This window comes from Pseudomonas sp. GM25 (genome assembly GCF_000282255.1).
In the GTDB taxonomy this organism is placed as follows: Bacteria; Pseudomonadota; Gammaproteobacteria; order Pseudomonadales; family Pseudomonadaceae; genus Aquipseudomonas; species Aquipseudomonas aphyarum.
The window spans coordinates 30,840-51,727 of sequence record NZ_AKJQ01000035.1 but is presented as its reverse complement, the minus strand read 5'-3'; the positions used below and the strand labels follow the sequence as shown (position 1 = coordinate 51,727).

General features: G+C 61.2%; 21 protein-coding genes. 7 read left to right on the top strand and 14 right to left on the bottom strand.

What is annotated here, in order from left to right; genetic code table 11:
• Window positions 1-5: 5 nt before the first annotated feature.
• Window positions 6-719, top strand: coding sequence for a PA5502 family lipoprotein (locus tag PMI24_RS11535; protein WP_007954003.1), 714 nt, complete (start codon window positions 6-8; stop codon window positions 717-719).
• A gap of 92 nt (window positions 720-811) precedes the next feature.
• On the opposite strand, the gene katE is transcribed toward PMI24_RS11535, so the two are convergent.
• Window positions 812-2,953 carry a catalase HPII gene (gene katE, locus PMI24_RS11530; RefSeq protein WP_007954001.1) on the bottom strand — a complete coding sequence of 714 codons (2,142 nt, stop codon included), beginning with the start codon at window positions 2,951-2,953 and terminating at the stop codon, window positions 812-814.
• A 259-nt stretch (window positions 2,954-3,212) separates the two neighbouring features.
• Between katE and PMI24_RS11525 the strand changes: the two genes are divergently transcribed.
• From PMI24_RS11525 to PMI24_RS11515, 3 genes are all read left to right on the top strand, one after another.
• Window positions 3,213-4,220 carry a methionine ABC transporter ATP-binding protein gene (locus PMI24_RS11525; RefSeq protein ID WP_007953999.1) on the top strand — a complete coding sequence of 336 codons (1,008 nt, stop codon included), beginning with the start codon at window positions 3,213-3,215 and terminating at the stop codon, window positions 4,218-4,220.
• Window positions 4,220-4,894: a methionine ABC transporter permease gene (locus PMI24_RS11520; RefSeq protein WP_007953997.1), complete on the top strand. Its 675-nt coding sequence runs from the start codon at window positions 4,220-4,222 to the stop codon at window positions 4,892-4,894. Before PMI24_RS11525 ends, PMI24_RS11520 begins: the two co-directional genes overlap by 1 nt.
• A gap of 74 nt (window positions 4,895-4,968) precedes the next feature.
• Window positions 4,969-5,742, top strand: coding sequence for a MetQ/NlpA family ABC transporter substrate-binding protein (locus PMI24_RS11515; RefSeq protein WP_007953996.1), 774 nt, complete (start codon window positions 4,969-4,971; stop codon window positions 5,740-5,742).
• Window positions 5,743-5,803: 61 nt separating this feature from the next.
• Here PMI24_RS11515 and PMI24_RS11510 read toward each other — a convergent pair whose 3' ends face one another.
• From PMI24_RS11510 to PMI24_RS11490, 5 genes are read right to left on the bottom strand one after another with little or no spacing between them, the layout of a single operon-like run.
• On the bottom strand, window positions 5,804-6,439 hold the full coding sequence (locus PMI24_RS11510; protein WP_007953994.1) for an SCO family protein: 636 nt from the start codon (window positions 6,437-6,439) through the stop codon (window positions 5,804-5,806).
• Window positions 6,436-7,335, bottom strand: a complete 900-nt coding sequence (gene cyoE / locus PMI24_RS11505; protein ID WP_007953992.1) for a heme o synthase — start codon at window positions 7,333-7,335, stop codon at window positions 6,436-6,438. Before cyoE ends, PMI24_RS11510 begins: the two co-directional genes overlap by 4 nt.
• On the bottom strand, window positions 7,323-8,402 hold the full coding sequence (locus tag PMI24_RS11500; protein ID WP_007953990.1) for a COX15/CtaA family protein: 1,080 nt from the start codon (window positions 8,400-8,402) through the stop codon (window positions 7,323-7,325). Before PMI24_RS11500 ends, cyoE begins: the two co-directional genes overlap by 13 nt.
• Before the next feature lie 10 nt (window positions 8,403-8,412).
• The gene (locus tag PMI24_RS11495) at window positions 8,413-9,006 is read right to left on the bottom strand and encodes a hypothetical protein (protein ID WP_007953988.1); all 594 of its coding nucleotides are present in this window, start codon (window positions 9,004-9,006) and stop codon (window positions 8,413-8,415) included.
• Window positions 8,972-9,712 (bottom strand): SURF1 family protein, encoded by a 741-nt coding sequence (locus PMI24_RS11490; RefSeq protein ID WP_007953987.1) that lies wholly within the window; start codon window positions 9,710-9,712, stop codon window positions 8,972-8,974. Before PMI24_RS11490 ends, PMI24_RS11495 begins: the two co-directional genes overlap by 35 nt.
• A 72-nt stretch (window positions 9,713-9,784) precedes the next feature.
• Here PMI24_RS11490 and PMI24_RS11485 point away from each other — a divergent pair, with 72 nt between their 5' ends.
• Window positions 9,785-9,988, top strand: coding sequence for a twin transmembrane helix small protein (locus PMI24_RS11485; RefSeq protein WP_007953986.1), 204 nt, complete (start codon window positions 9,785-9,787; stop codon window positions 9,986-9,988).
• An 8-nt stretch (window positions 9,989-9,996) separates the two neighbouring features.
• On the opposite strand, the gene PMI24_RS11480 is transcribed toward PMI24_RS11485, so the two are convergent.
• The 4 genes from PMI24_RS11480 to coxB form a co-directional block, all read right to left on the bottom strand.
• The gene (locus PMI24_RS11480) at window positions 9,997-10,884 is read right to left on the bottom strand and encodes a cytochrome c oxidase subunit 3 (protein ID WP_007953985.1); all 888 of its coding nucleotides are present in this window, start codon (window positions 10,882-10,884) and stop codon (window positions 9,997-9,999) included.
• 25 nt (window positions 10,885-10,909) lie between these two features.
• Window positions 10,910-11,461 (bottom strand): cytochrome c oxidase assembly protein, encoded by a 552-nt coding sequence (locus PMI24_RS11475; RefSeq protein WP_007953984.1) that lies wholly within the window; start codon window positions 11,459-11,461, stop codon window positions 10,910-10,912.
• Between the two features lie 27 nt (window positions 11,462-11,488).
• Complete coding sequence (gene ctaD, locus PMI24_RS11470; RefSeq protein WP_007953983.1) at window positions 11,489-13,081, bottom strand: cytochrome c oxidase subunit I; 1,593 nt, start codon at window positions 13,079-13,081, stop codon at window positions 11,489-11,491.
• A gap of 82 nt (window positions 13,082-13,163) precedes the next feature.
• Window positions 13,164-14,291 (bottom strand): cytochrome c oxidase subunit II, encoded by a 1,128-nt coding sequence (gene coxB / locus PMI24_RS11465; protein WP_007953982.1) that lies wholly within the window; start codon window positions 14,289-14,291, stop codon window positions 13,164-13,166.
• A gap of 369 nt (window positions 14,292-14,660) precedes the next feature.
• On the opposite strand from coxB, the gene PMI24_RS11460 reads away from it, so the two are divergent.
• Window positions 14,661-15,293 (top strand): hypothetical protein, encoded by a 633-nt coding sequence (locus PMI24_RS11460; RefSeq protein ID WP_007953981.1) that lies wholly within the window; start codon window positions 14,661-14,663, stop codon window positions 15,291-15,293.
• A gap of 51 nt (window positions 15,294-15,344) precedes the next feature.
• Here the strand turns inward: PMI24_RS11460 and PMI24_RS11455 are convergent, their stop codons facing one another.
• The 3 genes from PMI24_RS11455 to PMI24_RS11445 all read right to left on the bottom strand — a co-directional run bounded on the left by PMI24_RS11455 (window position 15,345) and on the right by PMI24_RS11445 (window position 18,990).
• Window positions 15,345-16,871: a SulP family inorganic anion transporter gene (locus PMI24_RS11455; RefSeq protein WP_007953980.1), complete on the bottom strand. Its 1,527-nt coding sequence runs from the start codon at window positions 16,869-16,871 to the stop codon at window positions 15,345-15,347.
• A 90-nt stretch (window positions 16,872-16,961) separates the two neighbouring features.
• Entirely contained in the window at window positions 16,962-17,693 is a 732-nt protein-coding gene (locus PMI24_RS11450) for a carbonic anhydrase (RefSeq protein ID WP_007953979.1), read from the bottom strand.
• Between the two features lie 238 nt (window positions 17,694-17,931).
• Window positions 17,932-18,990 (bottom strand): PA0069 family radical SAM protein, encoded by a 1,059-nt coding sequence (locus PMI24_RS11445; RefSeq protein ID WP_007953978.1) that lies wholly within the window; start codon window positions 18,988-18,990, stop codon window positions 17,932-17,934.
• A gap of 233 nt (window positions 18,991-19,223) precedes the next feature.
• Here PMI24_RS11445 and PMI24_RS11440 point away from each other — a divergent pair, with 233 nt between their 5' ends.
• Window positions 19,224-19,526 (top strand): hypothetical protein, encoded by a 303-nt coding sequence (locus PMI24_RS11440; protein ID WP_007953977.1) that lies wholly within the window; start codon window positions 19,224-19,226, stop codon window positions 19,524-19,526.
• A 53-nt stretch (window positions 19,527-19,579) separates the two neighbouring features.
• Here PMI24_RS11440 and PMI24_RS11435 read toward each other — a convergent pair whose 3' ends face one another.
• The gene (locus PMI24_RS11435) at window positions 19,580-20,881 is read right to left on the bottom strand and encodes a c-type cytochrome (protein ID WP_007953976.1); all 1,302 of its coding nucleotides are present in this window, start codon (window positions 20,879-20,881) and stop codon (window positions 19,580-19,582) included.
• Between the last annotated feature and the right edge of the window lie 7 nt (window positions 20,882-20,888).

Genomic DNA, 20,888 nt, shown 5'->3' with positions numbered 1-20,888 from the left:
CAGGAATGAAGCCGTTCGCCTCCCGTTATCTGCTCCTTGTGGCCTTTTCAGTGCTGCTGGGCGCCTGCCAAAGCACGCCGCCGGTGGCCGAAGTCCCCGATGCGCGGGCCACGGCCATCGCACAGCTGGAGCAAAGCCTGGCCAGCAGCGAACTGGCCACTGCCGAAGACCAATTGGCAGCCTTGCAGGCCGAAACACCCAACGATCAATCCCTTGAGCAATACCAGCGTCAGTTGGCCGAAGCCTATCTGCGTCGCAGCCAGATCGTTCTGCAGAAGGGTGATGTGAATGCGGCCGCAACCGCATTGGCCCGTGCCCGCGTGCTGATGCCCAAGGCCCCGGCGCTGACTGGTGGCGTCAATGGCGCGATTACCGAAGCGCGAAAGGCCGAGCTGGAGAAAGCCGAAGCGGCGCTGCAAGCCGCTGAAGCCAAGCCGAAAGCCAAGGTGATCGATCCGACCGCCGAGAGCACCACGGTTGCGTTGAACATCACCGATAGCCGCAAACTTCGCCGCCAACTGGATGCGATCGCCGCCGATTTGGTGAATTACGACTGTGCGGTGAGCATTCAGGTCCCGCGCACCAATGATTACCCGTGGCTGGCGACGTTGATCACCAAGCGCGTGAAGAAGCTTGATCCGGATTTCGATCTGCAAATCAAAAAGCAGATTCTGCGCAGCGTTCCTGCTCAAGTAGTCTTGAGTCCTCGCAAGCCATAAGAAATCGCGAGCAGGCTCGCTCCCACAGGTACAACATGATTCCTGTGGGAGCGAGCCTGCTCGCGATGACTATTTCAGGCATTACAAAACTATCAGGCCGGAATCGCCTTGGCCTTGGCTTCCCTATCCCAGACCCGATGCTGCCCGATCGCCGCAAAGAACGGCTGGGTCAGCGCCTTCATATCCTTGCCCTCGATCAACCCCGCATCCGCCTCCAGTTTCAGCACGTCCAGCAACTGTTTGGCCTCGCCGTGCAGCGCAATCGCCTTCAAGTGTTTGTACGCCTCCAGCAGGTAATGCAACGCCACGCCGTCACCGCTCAACGCCTTGACCGACGCCGCGCCACCCGGCACGAACACCGCATCGAACGCTACCGAAGGCAAACCTTCCATCGACGCATCCACCGCCAGGCTTTTGCCATCGGCGGTCTTCACGGGCGCCGAGGTCGGGCCGAGCAATTTGGCGTGCGCACCTTCTGCCGCCAGCGCCTTCTTCATCGCATCGATGGCCGCACCATCGACGCCGTTGGCCGCCAGGATTGCGACTTTTCGCGTCTTGATGTTCTCCGGCAGCAGGTTGGCCTGACTCAGCGATGGCGAGTGATCCAGTGATGTTTTCGGCACGTCGACCGTGCCTTTGGCCGGTGCCGGCAAGCCAAGGTTCTGCGCCACGCGCTTGGCCAGTTCCAGATCGATGTTAGCCAGGATCTCGTTCACTTCCCGCGCCCGAATGTGCTCGCGCTCAACCTTGCCCAGTTCGAAGCTGTAAGCCGCGATGATGTGTTCCTGCTCGTGCTTGCTCATGCTCTTGAAGAACAGCCGCGCCTGGGAAAAGTGGTCGCTGAACGATTCGCTGCGCTGACGGATCTTGTTGGCGTCGATACGCTCCGGATAACTCTCGAACCCGCCGTCCTGCGCCGCCGGTGGGGTTTCTTTCGGCCAGCCGCCATCGATGGAGTTCGGCTCGTATGACGCGCGGCCCTTGTCGATCACCGTGCGGTGCTGGGCGTCGCGCTGGCCGTTGTGGAACGGTGCGACCGGGCGATTGATCGGCAGCTCATGGAAGTTCGGCCCGCCGAGTCGGCTGATCTGCGTGTCGGTGTAGGAAAACAGCCGACCTTGCAGCAGCGGGTCATTGGAGAAGTCGATCCCCGGCACGATATGACCGGGGCAGAACGCAACCTGCTCGGTCTCGGCGAAGAAGTTGTCCGGGTTGCGATTGAGGGTCATCTTGCCCAGCGGCGTGATCGGAACGATTTCCTCGGGAATCAGCTTGGTCGGGTCGAGGATGTCGAAATCGAAGTCGTGCTCGTTTTCCTCCTCGATGACCTGTACGCCAAGTTCCCATTCCGGGTAGTCACCCATCTCGATGGCTTCCCAGAGATCGCGCCGATGGTAGTCGGTGTCTTTACCGGCGAGCTTCTGCGCCTCGTCCCACACCAGCGAACAGGTGCCGGCGGTAGGGCGCCAATGAAATTTGACGAAGCGCGATTTGCCCTCGGCGTTGATCAGCCGGAAGGTATGCACACCGAAGCCCTGCATGCTGCGCAGGCTTTTCGGGATGGCCCGGTCGGACATGGCCCAGATGACCATGTGCGCCGATTCCGGCACCAGCGACACGAAGTCCCAGAAGGTGTCGTGGGCCGAGCCGCCGGTGGGGATTTCGTTGTGCGGCTCGGGTTTTACCGCGTGGACAAAGTCTGGAAACTTGATCGCGTCCTGTATGAAAAATACCGGCATGTTGTTGCCGACCAGATCGAAGTTGCCTTCGTCGGTGAAGAACTTCACGGCAAAACCACGCACGTCACGCACGGTGTCGCCGGAACCACGTGGCCCCTGCACTGTGGAAAAACGCACGAACACCGGGGTTTTCTTCCCCGGATCCTGCAGGAAACCGGCCTTGGTCAGCGTCGAATGGTTCTCGTAGCTCTGAAAGAAACCATGGGCGCCGGTGCCACGGGCGTGGACGATGCGCTCCGGAATCCGCTCATGGTCAAAGTGCGTGATCTTTTCACGCATGATGAAGTCTTCCAGCAGCGACGGCCCGCGAGCGCCGGCCTTGAGGGTGTTCTGGTTGTCCGCGACCTTCACGCCCTGATTGGTGCGCAGGGCCTGGCCGGTGGCGTCGGAGCGAAATTTTTCCAGGCTGTCGAGTTTGGCGTTGGTGTTGGCGCGATCCGGGGTATCGGTTCCGGCCAGCTCATTTTTGGAAGGGACAGGTTTTTTGCTGCTCATCAGACGTAAACTCCTCGTTTGACCTCGGTGTTGCCGAGGCTCTTGAGTGGTTCCCGGGCACGGCGCCCGGAGTTTCAAGTCGCTTACCTAGTGACTGATGAGGGTTTTGGCCGTTCCTTTTTTATGACCTTTGATCGCGTTATTGCCAAATGAAAGGTTGAATGCGGAATAAATGCTAATAACCTCTATACGGACAGGCTAAAATGCGCGCCCGGCTAACCGCTGATCCTTTTCCAACGCGCCCCACAAGGTTCGCTACGTGATCGAGTTTCAAAACGTCCATAAGACTTACCGCGTCGCCGGTAAGGACATCACCGCGCTGCACCCGACCAGCTTCTCCATCGAGAACGGTCAGGTGTTCGGCCTGATTGGCCATTCCGGTGCGGGAAAAAGTACCCTGCTGCGTCTGATCAATCGCCTGGAGCAATCCAGTGGCGGCAAGATCATCGTCGACGGCGAAGAAGTCACCGCGCTGGACGCCAACGGCCTGCGCCGTTTCCGTCAGCAGGTCGGAATGATCTTCCAGCACTTCAACCTGCTGGCATCCAAGACCGTGGCCGACAACGTCGCGCTGCCGCTGACCCTGGCCGGTGAACTGTCCCGCGCCGAGATCGACCAGCGTGTGGCCGAGTTGCTGGCGCGGGTCGGTCTGTCCGATCACGCCAAAAAGTACCCGGCACAGCTGTCCGGCGGTCAGAAGCAGCGCGTCGGCATCGCCCGCGCTCTGGCGACCAAGCCGAAAATCCTGCTGTGCGACGAGGCCACCAGCGCCCTCGACCCGCAGACCACGGCGTCGGTCCTGCAACTGCTGGCCGAGATCAACCGCGAACTGAAACTGACCATCGTCCTGATCACCCACGAGATGGATGTGATCCGCCGCGTGTGCGATCAGGTTGGCGTGATGGACGCCGGTGTGATCGTCGAGCAAGGTTCGGTGGCCGATGTGTTCCTGCATCCGAAGCACCCGACCACCAAGCGCTTTGTTCAGGAAAGCGAGCAGATCGACGAAAGCGAGCAGCGCGATGACTTCGCTCACGTGCCGGGTCGCATCGTGCGTCTGACCTTCCAGGGCGAAGCGACCTACGCGCCGTTGCTCGGTACCGTCGCCCGGGAAACCGGTGTGGACTACAGCATCCTGGCCGGTCGTATCGACCGCATCAAAGACATTCCTTACGGGCAATTGACCCTCGCCGTCACCGGTGGCGACATGGAAGCGGCCTTTGCCCGCTTCACCGCCGCTGACGTTCACATGGAGGTGTTGCGCTAATGGAAGACCTGATGAGTTTCTTCACCAATATCGACTGGTACGAAATCTGGCTCGCCACCGGCGACACCATGATGATGCTCGGCGGTTCGCTGTTGTTCACCGTGCTGCTCGGCCTGCCGCTGGGCGTGTTGCTGTTCCTGTGCAGCCCGCGTCAGTTGCTCGAAGCCAAAGGCGTTTACGCGCTGCTGTCGCTGGTGGTGAACATCCTGCGTTCGCTGCCGTTCATCATTCTGTTGATCGTGATGATCCCGTTCACCGTGCTGATCACCGGCACCTCGCTGGGCGTGGCCGGTGCGATTCCGCCGCTGGTAGTGGGTGCGACCCCGTTCTTCGCGCGGCTGGTGGAAACCGCCCTGCGTGAAGTCGATCGCGGCATCATCGAAGCGACCCAGTCGATGGGCGCGACCACCCGGCAGATCATCATGAACGCCTTGCTGCCGGAGGCCCGTCCGGGCATCTTCGCAGCGATTACGGTGACGGCGATTACACTGGTTTCCTACACGGCGATGGCCGGCGTGGTCGGTGCCGGTGGCCTGGGTGACCTGGCGATCCGTTTCGGCTATCAGCGGTTTCAGACCGACGTGATGATCGTGACCGTGGTGTTGCTGCTGATTCTGGTGCAGGTGCTGCAAATGGTAGGCGACCGACTGGTCGTGCACTTCTCGCGCAAATAACCGGTTTTGTAATGACATGAGCCGGCCATTCGCTGGCAGGCGCCAGACGGGCGCCGTAAAAAGGAGTTAGCTGAATGAAAAAACTGATCGTTGCCCTGGCTGCCGTTGCAGCGTTCTCGGCCCACGCCGACGAAACCCTGACCGTTGCAGCCACCCCGGTGCCGCACGCGGAAATCCTCGAGTTCGTGAAGCCGGTACTGGCCAAAGAAGGCGTGGATCTGAAGGTCAAGGTCTTCACCGACTACGTTCAGCCGAACGTGCAGGTGGCCGAGAAGCGTCTGGACGCCAACTTCTTCCAGCACCAGCCGTACCTCGATGAGTTCAACAAGGCCAAGGGCACCAGCCTGGTGTCCGTGACCGGTGTGCACTTGGAACCGCTGGGCGCCTACTCCAGCAAGTTCAAGAAAATCGAAGAGCTGCCAAGCGGCGCCAACGTGGTGATCCCGAACGACGCCACCAACGGCGGCCGTGCGCTGTTGCTGCTGGCCAAGGCTGGCGTGATCACCCTGAAGGATCCGACCAACATCCTGTCGACCGTCAAGGACATCGCCCAGAACCCGAAAGACCTGAAGATCCGTGAACTGGAAGCCGCGACCATCCCGCGCGTGCTGACCCAGGTCGACCTGGCGCTGATCAACACCAACTACGCGCTGGAAGCCAAGCTCGATCCGTCCAAGGATGCGCTGGTCATCGAAGGCAGCGACTCGCCTTACGTGAACATCCTCGTGTCCCGCGCGGACAACAAGGACAGCGACGCCATGAAGAAACTGGCTGCTGCGCTGCACAGCCCGGAAGTGAAGAAATTCATTACCGAGAAGTACAAAGGCGCGGTGTTGCCGGCGTTCTGATTTAGATAGCTGTAACGAAAAAGGGGACGCCAGTGGCGTCCCCTTTTTTGTGCGTTCATTTTTACTTGCGGTTCAACATCACCGGCAACTGCGCAACCAGCTTGGCATTATTCAACGGCGCCCGAATAAACCCGCGCTGCGTACCATCAGGCCCGATCACCGCCAGGTTCCCACTGTGATCCACCGTGTAATTCGGCTTGCTGGTGTCTGCCGGAATGAACGGAATGCTCACCGCGTTCGCCACCTTCTGCAGCTCGTCGATCGACTTCGGCGTCAGGCCGATGAACTGTGGATCGAAATAACCCAGGTACTGCTTCAACTGCGCAGGGTTGTCGCGGTTCGGGTCGACGCTTACCAGTACGATCTGCAATTTATCCACAGCGTCCTTCGGCAGTTCGCTCTTGATCTGGCGCAGCTGGGCGAGGGTGGTCGGGCAGATGTCCGGGCAGAAGGTGTAGCCGAAAAACAACAGGCTCCACTTGCCCTTGAGCTCGTTGACCGTGACCGGTTGGCCGTCCTGATTGGTCATCGTCACGTCCGGCAGGTTGCGGCTCTGCGGCAGCAGGATGATGCCGGCGTCGATCAGTGCGGTCGGGTCGCCCTGGCCCTTGCCGCTCAGCACTTTGTTGACGGTCAGGCCGAGGATCAGCGCGATCACGGCGACGAGGATGAAGACGGTTTTCTGGGTTCGAGTCATAGGTTCAACAGTAAGTAGTGGTCTACGAGCAGGGCGATGAACAGCAGAAACAAGTACCAGATAGAGTACTTGAAGGTGTTGATCGCCGCGTGCGGCCGAGTGCCACGGTACAGCACCACGGCCCATTGCAGAAACCTCGCGCCCAGCCCGAGCGCGCAGATCAGGTACAGCAGGCCGCTCATGTGGATCACATACGGCAGCAGGCTGACCGCCAGCAGGGCGAAGGTGTACAGCAGAATGTGCACCTTGGTGTAGTGCTCGCCGTGGGTGACCGGCAGCATCGGAATGTCGGCCTTGGCGTATTCCTCCTTGCGATGGATCGCCAGCGCCCAGAAGTGCGGCGGGGTCCAGGCGAAGATGATCAGCACCAGCAGCAACGGTTCGGCGCTGACGTGACCGGTGGCGGCGGTCCAGCCGAGCAGCGGCGGGGCAGCGCCGGCAAGGCCGCCGATGACGATGTTCTGCGGTGTCGCGCGTTTGAGGAAACCGGTGTAGATCACCGCGTAGCCGAGCAGCGAAGCCAGGGTCAGCCACGCAGTCAGCGGATTGGTGAAGGTCAGCAACAAGGCCTGGCCGAGCAGCGCCAGCACCAGCGCAAAGGTCAGTGCTCCTGTGGGCGAAACCCGGCCCTCGGCCAGCGGCCGTTTATGGGTGCGGGCCATGACCGCATCGATGCGCCGGTCCACCACATGATTGACCGCCGCCGCGCCACCGGCACACAACGCGATCCCCAGGTTGCCGAACACCAGCACCGTCCACGGCACACCGGCGCGGGTCGCGAGGAACATGCCCACCAGCGAGGTGATCAGCATCAACACCACGACTTTCGGTTTGGTCAGCTCCAGGTAATCACGCCACAGCGCCTGCGCCGGACGTTCGCCGATCAGAATCGCCATGGCGTCTCTCCTTTAATAGTGATGGGCGCCGCCGAGTGCTTACGCGGGCTCAGGCGCCAGCGCGCGATCATCGGCTGCTTGACCCGAACCAGGCTGGTCCGCGCGTGATAGTTGACCAGCACCATCGTCAGCAGCAGCGCTGCGCCGCCGGCGTTATGCGCCACGGCCACCGGCAGCGGCAGATGAAACAGCACGTTGCTGATGCCGAGGGTGATCTGCGCGGCGAGGGCGATCAGCACCAACCCGGCCAGTCGGGACATGCCCACCACTTTCAGTTGCCAGGCCAGGCCGAGCAGGACGAGCGTCACCAGCAACGCGCCAATGCGGTGGGTCAGATGAATCGCCGTGCGTGCATCGCTGTCGAGTTGCCCGCCGAGGTAATTGGGGCCGATGTGTTGGGTCAGGTGAAAGCCGTTGGCGAAATCCGCCGGCGGCAGCCATTGGCCGTGGCAGGTCGGGAAGTCGATGCAGGCCACTGCCGCATAATTGGAACTGACCCAGCCACCCAGCGCAATCTGGCCGATCACCAGCAGTAATCCGGCAGTCGCCCAATATTGCAGACGCTTGGGCACGGTCAGCGCCGGCAGCACGCCGGACAGTCTCAGCGTCAGCAGAAACAGCAGGCTCAAGGTTGCGAAGCCACCGAGCAGATGCCCGGTCACCACTTGCGGCCAGAGCTTGAGCGTCACCGTCCACATACCGAACGCTGCCTGGGCAAACACCACCGCCAGCAGAAACAGCGGCAGTTTCAGCGGTTGCCCCGGATGACGACGATTGACCCACGCGCGCCCGGCCAGTACCGAGATCAGCATGCCGAGGGTGCCGGCGAAGTAGCGGTGGATCATCTCGTTCCAGCCTTTATGCGCTTCAACTGGCGAATCGGGGTAATGCAGTTCGGCATGGGCCAGTTGGGCTTCGCTCTTCGGCACGCTGATGAACCCGTAGCAGCCCGGCCAGTCCGGACAGCCGAGGCCGGCGTGGGTCAGGCGGGTGTAGGCGCCGAGCAGCACCACGATCAGCGCCAGCAGGGTGGCAAACAGCGCGAGGCGAAATCCAGGTTTGGCCATGACGATGCCCTTATCCGATGTTCGACAGTTTCAGCAGGTGGCGCAGGTCGTTGAGCAGATCCTTGCCTTTCACGCTCGGGTCGTAGCGCAGCACGAGGTTGCCGTGGGGATCGATGATCCACAGCTGCGGCGTGGCCTTGTCGCCCGTGGCCTTGCTGAAGGTGGCTGCGTCCAGCGGGTAGCGTTGCAGCTGCGGGTACTCGCGGGTCAGCTTGGCTTCGTAGTCGGCGCCCAGTGGTTGCGCAGCGGCCAGGGCGTGACTGGCGCGCCCGGCTTCGCGGCCCAGGCCGATCTGGATCTGCCGCGCCAGGTACACCAGTTGCTGGCAGTCCACCGCGCAATCCTTCGGCGCGGTGACCAGCATCTGCCAGCGCGTTTCGTCGGCCTGGATGCCGAGGTCGGCGCGGGTCTGGCCGTTGCCGATCAGTTCGCCGTGATAGCTGCGACCTTCCGGCACCCAGAACTGCAACTTGTACATGCCGGTGGCGAGGATCATCGGACCGACCACGCCGAGCACGATCAGCAGCAGCTGGATGCGTCCGCGACGGCGACTGGCCGGGGCTTTTGCTTCAGACATGCTGGGTGGATTCATGGCCGCTCCCATGGTGTTTCTCCTTTGCGTTGTGCCAGCCGAGATAGAGGTAAAGACCGAGCAGGGCGGTGGCCATGGCGAACCACTGCACGGCGTAACCGAGGTGTTTTTCCGGGCCCATCGCGACCACCGGCCAGTCGGCCTGATAGCTGGCGGGGCCGGCTTCGGCGCGTAATTCGTAGGCGAAGCCGTCGCGTTCGAGGGTTTTCCACAACTTCGCGGGTTCGACGGCGGTGACGGTTTGCGGCCAGGTGCTGCTGACCGGATCGGCATGCAGCTGGAAGGTGGCGCCGGGGGCGACATACACCCAGGCATCGACGTTCACGGCGTCGGCCGGCGTGTTGAATTGCGGTGCCGTGCGCCGGTCCGGCCACGGCAGCCAGCCGCGATTGACCAGCAGCCACTGGCCGCTGCGTTGATCCTGGAATGGTTGCAGCAATTCGACGCCAACCTTGCCGTTGCGCTGACGGTTGTCCAGCAACAGGCTGTGGGCGGCGTCGAACTGGCCGTGCAGATGCACCCGGCGAAAGGCCGGATCGGCGCTGTGCAGCAACTCGGTGCTGGCCATCGGTTCGGCGGCGCGACGTTCGGCGTAGCTGGCGAGCAGGGCGGTTTTCTCCGCGCCCCGGCCCAGTTGCCAGAAGCCCAGCGAAATCAGCAACGGCAGCAACAGGCCGACCACCAGTGTCGGCACCACGCCCGGCCGGAAGCGCTTCATGGCTGCGCCAGAAAATCAGTGTGCGCGATCGCTATACTCAACTGCATCGCTTGTTCCCCCGGAGTTCTTCCCATGCTCAAAGCAGCCATCGTCCTGATGCTGATTGCCACGGTGGTCAGCCTGTTCAGCGGCCTGTTTTTCCTGGTCAAGGACGACAGCAGCTCGAATCGCCTGGTGATCGCCTTGAGTGTTCGGGTGGCGTTGGCCGCCGTCACCGTCGGCTTGATTGCCTGGGGTTTCTACAGCGGCCAACTGGTGTCGCACGCGCCTTGGTGAGCTGATCCTCAGAGCACGTAAACGAAGATGAACAAGCCGATCCACACCACATCGACGAAGTGCCAATACCAGCTCGCCGCTTCAAAGCCGAACTGATGTTCGTTGTCGAAGTGGCCCTTCATGATGCGCATCAGCATCACGAACAGAATGATCGTGCCGATGGTCACGTGGGCGCCGTGGAAACCGGTGAGCATGAAGAACGTCGCGCCGTAGATGCCCGAGCCGAGGGTCAGCCCCAGTTCGTGGTAGGCGTGGATATATTCTTCGGCCTGGAAGCCGAGGAACGCGCAGCCCAGCAGCACGGTGATCGCCAGCCACAGTTTCAGCGCGCCGCGATGACCTTTCTTCAGCGCGTGGTGGGCGATGGTGATGGTCACGCTGGAGCTCACCAGCAGGATGGTGTTGATCAGCGGCAGGCCCCACGGGCTGATGACTTCCTTGGGCGGCGGGAACAGTTTCGGATCCGGCGTATGCAGCAGCGGCCAGGTGAACTGGAAGTTCGGCCAGAGCATATGAGCGATGCCTTTGGTGCCTTCGCCACCCAGCGCCGGGCCGGAAATGTGCCGCACATAGAACAGCGCACCGAAGAAGGCGACGAAAAACATCACCTCGGAGAAGATGAACCAGCTCATGCCCCAGCGGAACGAGCGGTCCAGCTGCGGGCTGTACAACCCCGCGCGACTTTCCTTGATCACCGTGCCGAACCAGCCGAACAGCATGTACGCCAGCAACAGGCCGCCGACGAAAAAGATCAGCGGGCCGTGGGATTCCGGACGCGCAGCCTTCAGATCGTTGAACCAGGTCGCCAGACCGTACACGGTGACGAACATCCCCACCGTGGCCACGATCGGCCACTTGCTCTGGGCCGGGACGTAATAGTGCTCATGAGTTGCCATTTATTGTTCTCCTTATCGGGCACGCTTAACCGCCAGTGTTTGCAGCCACCGGAGGATGTCGGGCGGTGATATCGAACAGCGTGTAGGACAGCGTCAGGTGCTTCACGTCCTTGGGCATGTCGCGGTCAACGATGAAACGCACCGGCATCTCGATCTGCTGACCGGGCTGCAGCACCTGCTGGGTAAAGCAAAAGCATTCGGTCTTGTGGAAATACGCCGCTGCATTGCTCGGCGCGATGCTCGGTACGGCTTGAGCGCTCATCGGTTTGTCGGTGGGATTGCGCGCGATGAAGATCATCTCGTTCACCGCGCCGGGGTTGGCCGTCAGTTCGTCATGCTTGGGGTAGAAATCCCACGGCATGTTGGCGGTGTTGGTCGACAGAAACTGTACCCGCACCTGCCGCGTAGCATCGACGGTCTGCTCGCCCTCGTACTGCCCGGCAGTCTTGCCGTTGATGCCGAACGCCTTGCACATCACGTCGTAGATCGGCACCAGGGCAAAACCGAAGACGAACATCGCCACCACCACGCCGAGCAGTCGGGTGACCAGCTTCTTCATCGAAATCGAGTCAGCCATGGTGGCGGCCCTCAACGGCTACAGGGTTCATTTCACTTCCGGCGGCGTGGTGAAGGTGTGATACGGCGCCGGTGACGGCACGCTCCATTCCAGCCCTTCGGCGCCATCCCACGGTTTGGCCGGAGCGGGCTCGCCGCCACGGATGGTCTTGATCACGATGAACAGGAAGAAGATCTGCGTGGCACCGAACATGAACGCGCCGATCGACGAGACCATGTTGAAGTCGGCGAATTGCAGGTTGTAGTCCGGAATCCGCCGGGGCATGCCTGCCAGACCCACGAAGTGCATCGGGAAGAACGTCAGGTTCATGCCGACGAAGGACAGCCAGAAGTGCAGCTTGCCCAGGGTTTCGTCGTACATGTGGCCGGTCCATTTCGGCAGCCAGTAATAGGCCGACGCGAAGATCCCGAAGATCGCCCCCGGCACCAGCACGTAGTGGAAGTGCGCGACCACGAAGTAGGTGTCCTGGTACTGGAAGTCCGCCGGCGCGATGGCCAGCATCAGCCCGGAGAAACCGCCGATGGAAAACAGGATCACGAACGCCACGGCAAACAGCATCGGCGTCTCGAAGGTCATCGAGCCTTGCCACATGGTGCTGGCCCAGTTGAACACCTTCACCCCGGTCGGCACCGCGATCAGCATCGTCGCGTACATGAAGAACAACTCGCCCACCAACGGGATGCCCACCACGAACATGTGGTGCGCCCAGACGATGAACGACAGGAACGCGATGCTCGCCGTGGCGTAGACCATCGAGGTGTAGCCGAACAGCGGCTTGCGCGAGAAGGTCGGGATGATCTGGCTGACGGCGCCGAAGGCCGGCAGGATCATGATGTACACCTCGGGGTGGCCGAAGAACCAGAACACATGCTGGAACAGCACCGGGTCACCGCCGCCCGCAGCGCTGAAGAAGCTGGTGCCGAAGTGGATGTCCATCAGCATCATCGTCACGCACCCGGCCAGCACCGGCATCACCGCGATCAGCAGGAACGCGGTGATCAGCCACGTCCAGACGAACAGCGGCATTTTCATCAGGGTCATGCCGGGGGCGCGCAGGTTGAGGATGGTGGCGATCACGTTGATCGCGCCCATGATCGAACTGATCCCCATCAGGTGGATGGCGAAGATGAAGAACGTCACGCTTTCCGGCGCATAAGTGGTGGACAGCGGTGCGTAGAACGTCCAGCCGAAGTTCGGCCCGCCACCTGGGGTGAACAGGGTCGAAACCAGCAGCAGGAACGCCGCCGGCAGCAGCCAGAAGCTGAAGTTGTTCATCCGCGGCAGGGCCATGTCCGGCGCGCCGACCATCAACGGGATCATCCAGTTGGCGAGGCCGACGAACGCCGGCATCACCGCACCGAACACCATCACCAGACCGTGCATGGTGGTCATCTGGTTGAAGAACGCAGGCTCCACGATCTGCAGGCCGGGCTGGAACAGCTCGGCGCGGATCACCATGGCGAACGAGCCGCCGAGCAGGAACATGCAGAACGCAAACCACAGGTACAGCGTGCCGATGTCCTTGTGGTTGGTGGTCAGCACCCAGCGCATCAGGCCTTTGGCGGGGCCGTGGGCGTGGTCGTGGTCGGCATGACCGTGGTCATCGATGACAGCGCTCATGGCCGGTCTCCTTCAAGTGAGTGGACTGGGCAGGCCGGGGCGCAGGGCCCCGACCGGTTCACGAAGTACGCAATAGACCGGCTCATTTGCTTTCCGCCTGTTTCAGCTCCAGCACTTCTTTTGGCGTGACCATGTCGCCCTTGTTGTTGCCCCAGGCGTTACGTTCGTAGGTCACGACCGCTGCGATATCGACTTCCGACAGCTGCTTGCCGAACGCCGCCATGGCGGTGCCGGGCTTGCCGTGGAAGACAATGCTCAGGTGCGCGTCTTTCGGGCCGGTGGCGATTTTCGAGCCCTTGAGGGCCGGGAACATCGGCGGCAGGCCCTGGCCTTCAGCCTGGTGACAGGCGACGCAGGTGGTGTGGTAGATCTTGTCGCCGCGCTCCTTGAGTTCGTCGAGGGTCCATTCCTTGCTGGTCAGCTCCTTGAGCTGCAACGCTTCGGCCTTGCGCTCGGCGAGCCATTTTTCGTAATCGGCCTTCTCCTTGACGTCGACTACGATCGGCATGAAGCCGTGGTCCTTGCCGCATAGCTCGGCGCACTGGCCACGGTAGAGGCCGGGCTTGTCGATGCGGGTCCAGGCTTCGTTGACGAACCCGGGAATCGCATCGCGCTTGACCGCAAAGGCCGGCACCCACCAGGAGTGGATGACGTCGGCGGAGGTCACGAGGAAGCGCACCTTGGCGCCGGTCGGCAGCACCAGCGGCTTGTCGACCTCCAGCAGGTAGTGCTCGCCCTTGGTTTCCTTGTTGTGGATCTGCTCGGCGGGCGTGGCCAGGTTGCTGAAGAACTCGACGTCCTGGCCCAGGTATTTGTAGTGCCACTTCCACTGATAACCGGTGATCTGGATATCGATATCCGGCTCACTGGTGTCGTACATCTTGATCAGGGTCGCGGTCGCCGGAACGGCCATCGCCACCAGGATCAGCAGCGGGACGACGGTCCAGAGAATTTCGACGGTGGTGCTTTCGTGGAATTTTGCGGCGACCTGCCCGGTAGAACGGCGGTGCACCATCATCGACCAGAACATGGCGCCGAAGACGATGATCCCGATCACCACACAGATCCAGAAAATGGTCATGTGCAGGTCGAATACTGCGTGACTGATTTCAGTCGCTCCAGGCGCCATATTCACAGTCCAGGCAGCGTGCGCCGGGCTGAAAATCGACCACAACAGGAGGCCCATCCAGACGTGTGGATGTCGCATCATTGCGGGTTCCCCTTATCGTTCTTGTTATCCCGCCGGCTTTCGCCTGCGGCAAGGGATCGGCTGCATCAGACTACGAACTTGAATCGCCGGGCCTTGCTGCGGGTGCAGTCGGGCGTCATCAGCTAACTCCATTCACTGGCGAGTATAGACAGCGGCTGAAAAATGCAATGTGCGGACGTAAATCGAATGAAACAGCTGGCACTTGCGTTCCAGGGCACGAATGGAGAAGGATGCAGACGAGTGGTGGCAAACCGATATAACGCCGTTGCATCAAGGATGAAATAATTATGACAAATGCGTCTTAGCATTTTTCGTAAGCCAGCTAAGTTATGTCTTCCCTATTTCATTGCCTTGTTTCCTGGAGTTTTCATGAACACCGCCGCATTGCGCGAGCAGATCCACATAGCCCGACAACACGAGATTGAAACCGGAAAGCTGACCCGTCAGCTGGAAGCCCAACTGCAACACCTGCACCCGGCCATCCAGTTGCCGGAAACCGACGCCAACGGCGTGCTGACGCGTTTTGTCGCCGCCTACATCGACGAAGTGCCAGACCTGCTGGATGCAGCCAATGAAGTCGCCAGGGAAGCGGGAATCGAGTCGCAGATCAAACCGGTGCTGAAAATCGCCGAGCAGTACTTCATCCAGCCGCCCGTGGGCCTGGACAGTCTGCTGGACGAAGCCTATCTGGCGCACCGCTTTGTCGAAGAGGTCAACGACCTGTACATCAAGCATTTCGGCCAGCCACTGATCCCCTTGGACATGACGGTCGCCAATCTGATTGCTCACCAGTTGATCGGTGAGGAATTTGCCAACCAACTCGACGAAGTGGTGCACCACGCGGTGGACAGCATGCTCGACGACGACAGCTTTGCGCTGGAGTCGGTGGAAGCCTACCGCGAGAAACTCAGCAGCCCGGACACCGGTGCGGCGTGGAAACGCTGGCCGTGCATGAGCCGCCGTCTGGGCGTGGGCCTGGAGCTGGATCAGCCTGCGGCTTGATCTCGGCGCAAACGATTGGGGGAACAGATTGCTCTGTTCCCCCAAATGTTTTCAGCCCGCCGCACCGATCCCGGTGGTGGTGCGGATCCGCCCCTCGAGCCGTCGCTTCAACCCACGTGACTCGATCAACAGTTTCGCCCCCTTGGCCGCATTCGCCCGACCCCACTCTTCGAGCAGTTCCAGACACGAATGGTCGATGTAGCTCAGGTTATTGAGCGGCACATGCACCGTTGTGCCCGGCGGAATGCTGCCCAGCACCTGAGTCAGTGCCGGCACTTTGAGGAACGTCGCGGCGCCGACCAGACGCAACTCCATTTCCCCGTCCTGCGGCAGGTCGATCAGACTGATTTTCAGGCGCGAGGCTTTGAACGCCAGTTTCACCAGGGTCAGGCCGAAACCGATCAGCACGCCGGTCAGCAAGTCGGTGAAAATGATCGCCAGCGCCGTGGCGGCGTAGGTGAACATCGGCATCCGGCCATAGCGCCCCAGACCACGGAACGCCTTGAGATCCACCAGTTTGAAACCGGTGTAGACCAGCACGCCCGCCAGACTCGCCACAGGAATGCTCTGCAACACGCTCGACAGCAACAGCACGAACGCCAGCAGCCAAAGGCCATGGAAAATCGTCGAGTAGCGTGTGGTGGCGCCGGCCTGGACGTTGGCCGAACTGCGCACGATCACGCCGGTCATCGGCAGCGCGCCGACCAGACCGCAAAGCATGTTGCCGACACCTTGTGCCGACAGCTCACGGTCGAAATCCGAACGCGGGCCGCTGTGCATGCGATCCACCGCGGCGGCGGACAGCAGGGTTTCGGCGCTGGCGATGAAGGCTACGGCGAACGCGGCGATCAGCAGCGTCGGGTCGGCGAGGCTGAGCAGATCTGCCGGTTTCAGCCAGTCGATGGCTTCGGCCAGATTCGCCGGTACTTCAACCCGTTTGACCTGCAACGCCAGCAGCAGGCTGGCGCCTGTCGCCAGGCCGACACCGAGCAGTGCACCCGGAATGAAGCGCAGCGAATGCGGGCGGAATTTCTCCCACAGCCACATCACGGCGATGGTTGCGAGCCCGAGCAACCCGGCCTGCCAGCCAAAGGACGGCAAGGCCTGCGCCACCGCGCCCGGGAATGCCGTGAGGTTGTCCAGACCAGAGGGTTTCGGCGCGGCATCCAGCATCACATGCACTTGCGACAGCACAATCAGCACGCCAATCCCCGCGAGCATGCCGTACACCACCGCTGGCGCCGTGACCCGGAACCAGCAACCGAGCTTCAGGCGTCCGGCCACTAGTTGCAGGAAACCGGCGAGCAACAGGATCGGCCCGAGCATTTCGATCCCGTGCTGGCGCACCAGCTCGAACACCAGCACCGCCAGACCCGCCGCCGGCCCGCTGACCTGCAACGGCGAACCCGCCAGCCAACCCACCACCAGACCGCCGATAATCCCGGTGATCAGGCCTTTGGCCGGCGGCAGCCCCGACGCAATGGCAATGCCCATGCACAGCGGCAGGGCGACCAGAAACACAACCACCGAAGCAAGCAGCTCCCGTGGCAACACAGCTTTCAATTGAGCCGCACGCATGGCGATACTCCCGAAGTTTTCTTCAGGCGTGGCGAGGCCTGGCCGCTGAAACAGCGGCCGGCGTCAAACCACACAGATTTTTAGGAGGATTTAGAAGCGCGCTTTGGGCGTCGCCACCGGGATCGGATGGCTGCCGTCGAGCGGCAGGAAGCAACCCTGATCCGCGTCGTAAGCTTTGATTTCGCTGGTTTCGATGTTGTAGACCCAGCCATGGATGAACAGATGACCGTTCGCCATGCGCGAGGCTACCGAAGGATGGGTACGCAAGTGCTGCAGTTGGGCGATGACGTTCTCCTCGGTGAGGATCGGCATGCTTTCTTTTTCGTTGGCGCAGTTGCAGTTGTCCTGCACCATGGTTTTCGCGACTTCGGCGTGGCGCAGCCAGGCTTTGACCGTCGGCATCTTTTCCAGGCTGTCCGGGTTGAGCACCGCACGCATGGCGCCGCAATCGGAGTGGCCGCAGATGATGATGTGCTGCACGCCAAGGGCCAGTACCGCGTATTCGATGGCGGTGGAAACGCCGCCGTTCATCTGGCCGTAGGGTGGCACGACGTTGCCGACGTTACGGGTCACGAACAGATCGCCGGGCGAGCTCTGGGTGATCAGTTCGGGCACGATGCGCGAGTCGGCGCAGGTGATGAACATCGCCCGTGGCGACTGGGCCGTGGCGAGTTTCTTGAAGAGTTCTTCCTGCTGCGGAAAGACCTCATGATGAAAATGCAAAAAGCCGTCAACGATATGCTTCAACGCTGCATCGGCGGATTCCGCCACAGGGGCGGCTTGCGCCGACGCAGCCAACGGCTGTTTATCCTTGTCACTCATGATTCATCCTCATTGGCGGATTCGGGGAGTCGTTCCCGTGTATTCCGGTGTGAAGCCAGTGGCTGTTTAGAACATCCGGGTCATCCCGACCCGTCAGTCACTCGATGAACAAGGTAACCGCCGAAACTTAACTCAAACTGAATCAAGCGCTCTAGAACGTGTGTTCCAGGTCACAAAAAACGTGACCGGCGTAAACCGGGCCAAGCATTCCTTCCTCTCAACCATAGGCCAATTGTCCCTAAATCAGCGCCATCTGGCGACCCGGCGGACAGAAGGCCGTGCAATCGAGATTGAAGCCTTCGCGGTGATTGAGCCCCAGGCGCTTCAGCGCTTTGGCGAAGCGCTGGGCGAGCAGGTCGGCGAACGGCCCCTCGCCGCGCATCCGTGCACCGAAACGGCTGTCGTAGAGCTCGCCACCACGGCTCTGGCGGATCAGGCTCAGCACATGCGCCGCACGTTGCGGGTAGTGCGCCTCAAGCCATTCCTCGAACAGCGGTGCCACCTCCAGCGGCAGGCGCAGCATCATGTAGGCCGCGCTCTGGGCGCCGGCGGCGTGGGCTTCGGTCAGCAGGCTTTCGATTTCGCTGTCGTTGATCATCGGAATCATCGGCGAACACAGCACGCCGACCGGAATCCCCGCCTCGCGCATGACCCGGATCGCCCGCAACCGGGCCTTGGGCGCGGCGGCGCGGGGTTCGAGGATGCGTTTGAGTTCGTCGTCCAGGGTGGTCAGGCTGATCATCACCGCCACCAGCCGCTGTTGTGCCAGTTCGGTGAGCAGATCGAGATCACGCAGGATCAGCGAGCCCTTGGTGACGATGGTCACCGGATGCCGGTAGCGCAGCAGCACTTCGAGGGTCTGGCGGGTGATCCGGTGTTCGCGTTCGATCGGCTGATAGGGATCGGTGTTGGAGCCAAGGTTGATCGGCGCGCATTGATAGCCTTTTTTCCCCAGCTGTTCTTCCAGCACCTGTGCGGCGTTGGTTTTGGCGATCAGTTTGGTTTCGAAATCCAGCCCCGGCGACATGTCCCAATAGGCGTGGCTGGGCCGTGCGTAGCAATAAATGCAGCCATGCTCGCAGCCGCGATAGGGATTGATCGAGCGGTCGAAGGGCAGGTCCGGCGAGGTGTTGCGGGTGATGATGGTCTTCGCGGTTTCGAAGCTGACTTCGGTGCCCTGGGTCAAAGGCACTTCCTGAAACCAGCCGTCATCCTCGGCCACCGAACGACTCGGCGCGAAGCGGTTGTGCGGGTTGGTCGCGGTGCCGCGACCGCGCGGGGGCAATGGGCTGGTCATCACGGATTTCCTTTATCTGTACATTCATACAGTATCCGCAAGGTGGCGGATGATCCACTACCGTTCAGCCGTCCATCAATAAATCGCGCGGTTAGTTGTAAGTTTGTTCAGAGCTAAAGTTGCAGTTGTGCAAATTGAAGAAACACAAGTTGGCTGTTCGTTTACTGTTCAAGTTCGTAGTATCCACTCCGTTTCACACCACTTGACTATATAAAAGACAAAAGGATTTGATGATGTCGTTTTTTAATTCGCGCGGTATTTTTCTGCAACTGATGCAGCCCGGCCCATCGGAACCCAATACACTGGTTTCCATGCAACTGGCGCGTAAGGAATTGGGCTGGGATGCCGAGGCCGGCGTGCAGACCGAAATGCTGGTTGACCCGATTTTCGTCACCGCGACCTCCCGGGATGGCGGCCATACCTTCAGCATTGGCCGTCTGGAGCACGATGTTGATCGCGACGGTGAAATCGGTGAGCAGGATCGAGCCAAACTGGTTGCCCTGGCCAAAGCCTATGCCAGTATCACCAATCCGTAACAGCGATTGAATCAATAACCCCTGCATGACTAATCATGCAGGGGTTATTGTACTTAGTTATGGCTGGTTACTTGTCCAAGATCACCGGTTGATGTTGTAGTCATATCGTCGGTGCGTAACTTTGCAACCTCTTTTGCGGTGACGGTGGATCCCTTGTTACCCCAACTTCCACGAATAAAGCTCACGACATCTGCCACTTCCTGATCCGACAGACGCCAGGCGAAGCCCGGCATGGTGAAGGTGGACGGCGCCGTGTGCGTTGCAGGCAGGGTGCCGCCCTTGAGCACGATGTGGATCAGCGAAGTCGGGTCGTCCGATTGCAGCACCGGATTGCCTGCCAGCGCCGGGAACACCCGAGTGTAGCCGTGGCCGTCGGTGCGGTGGCACGCCGCGCAGTTGTCGATGTACACCGACGCGCCACGCTGACTGTCATCACCGTTCCAAAGGGCCTTGGCGGCTTTCTCGTCGTACTGGTGCGGCTGGTCGGCAGGATCATTGGCCGGCAGCGATTTCAGGTAACGGGCAATCGCGGTCAGGTCGGCGTCGGTCATGTACTGCATGCTGTGGGTGACCACGTCGCTCATGCCGCCGAACACCGCACTGCGGTCGCTGCGACCGGTCTTGAGGAACTGCACCAGTTGTTCTTCGCTCCAGCTGCCGAGACCGTCCTTGTGGTCGCCGCGCAGGCTCTTGGCGATCCAACCTTCCAGCGGCGCACTGCCTGACAGAAAACTGCTGCCTTCGGCCGCGCTCAGGGATTTTTCCTGCATGGTCAGGGCCCGTGGCGTATGGCAGGCGCCGCAATGTCCGAGGCCTTCCACCAGATACGCCCCACGGCTGACGACGGCATCGTCCGACGCGGCTTTGTAGTCCTCGACCTTTGGTGCGAACAGCCAGCGCCAGCCCATCAGCGGCCAGCGCATGCTCAGTGGCCACGGGATGTCGCTGGCCTTGTTCTCTTGTGCCACCGGTTCCACGCCGTGCATGAAGTAGGCGTAAAGCGCCTGCATGTCGGTTTCGCTGACGCGGGCGTAGGACGGGTACGGCATCGCCGGGTACAAGGTACTGCCGTTTTTGGCCACGCCATGGCGCACGGCCTGGTCGAAATCCTCGAAACTGTAGTCACCGACGCCGGTTTTATCCGGGGTGATGTTGGTCGAGTAGATCGTGCCGATCGGGGTTTCCATCGGCAGGCCACCGGCGAACGGCTTGCCGTCCTTGGCCGTGTGGCAGGCCACGCAGTCACCGGCGCGGGCGAGGTATTCGCCTTGTTTGATCAAGGATTGATCAACTTCGGCGCCATGAACGGCCGTGCTGCCGAGCAGTGCCAGGGTCGCGATAACGAGAGTCTTCATGGTCATC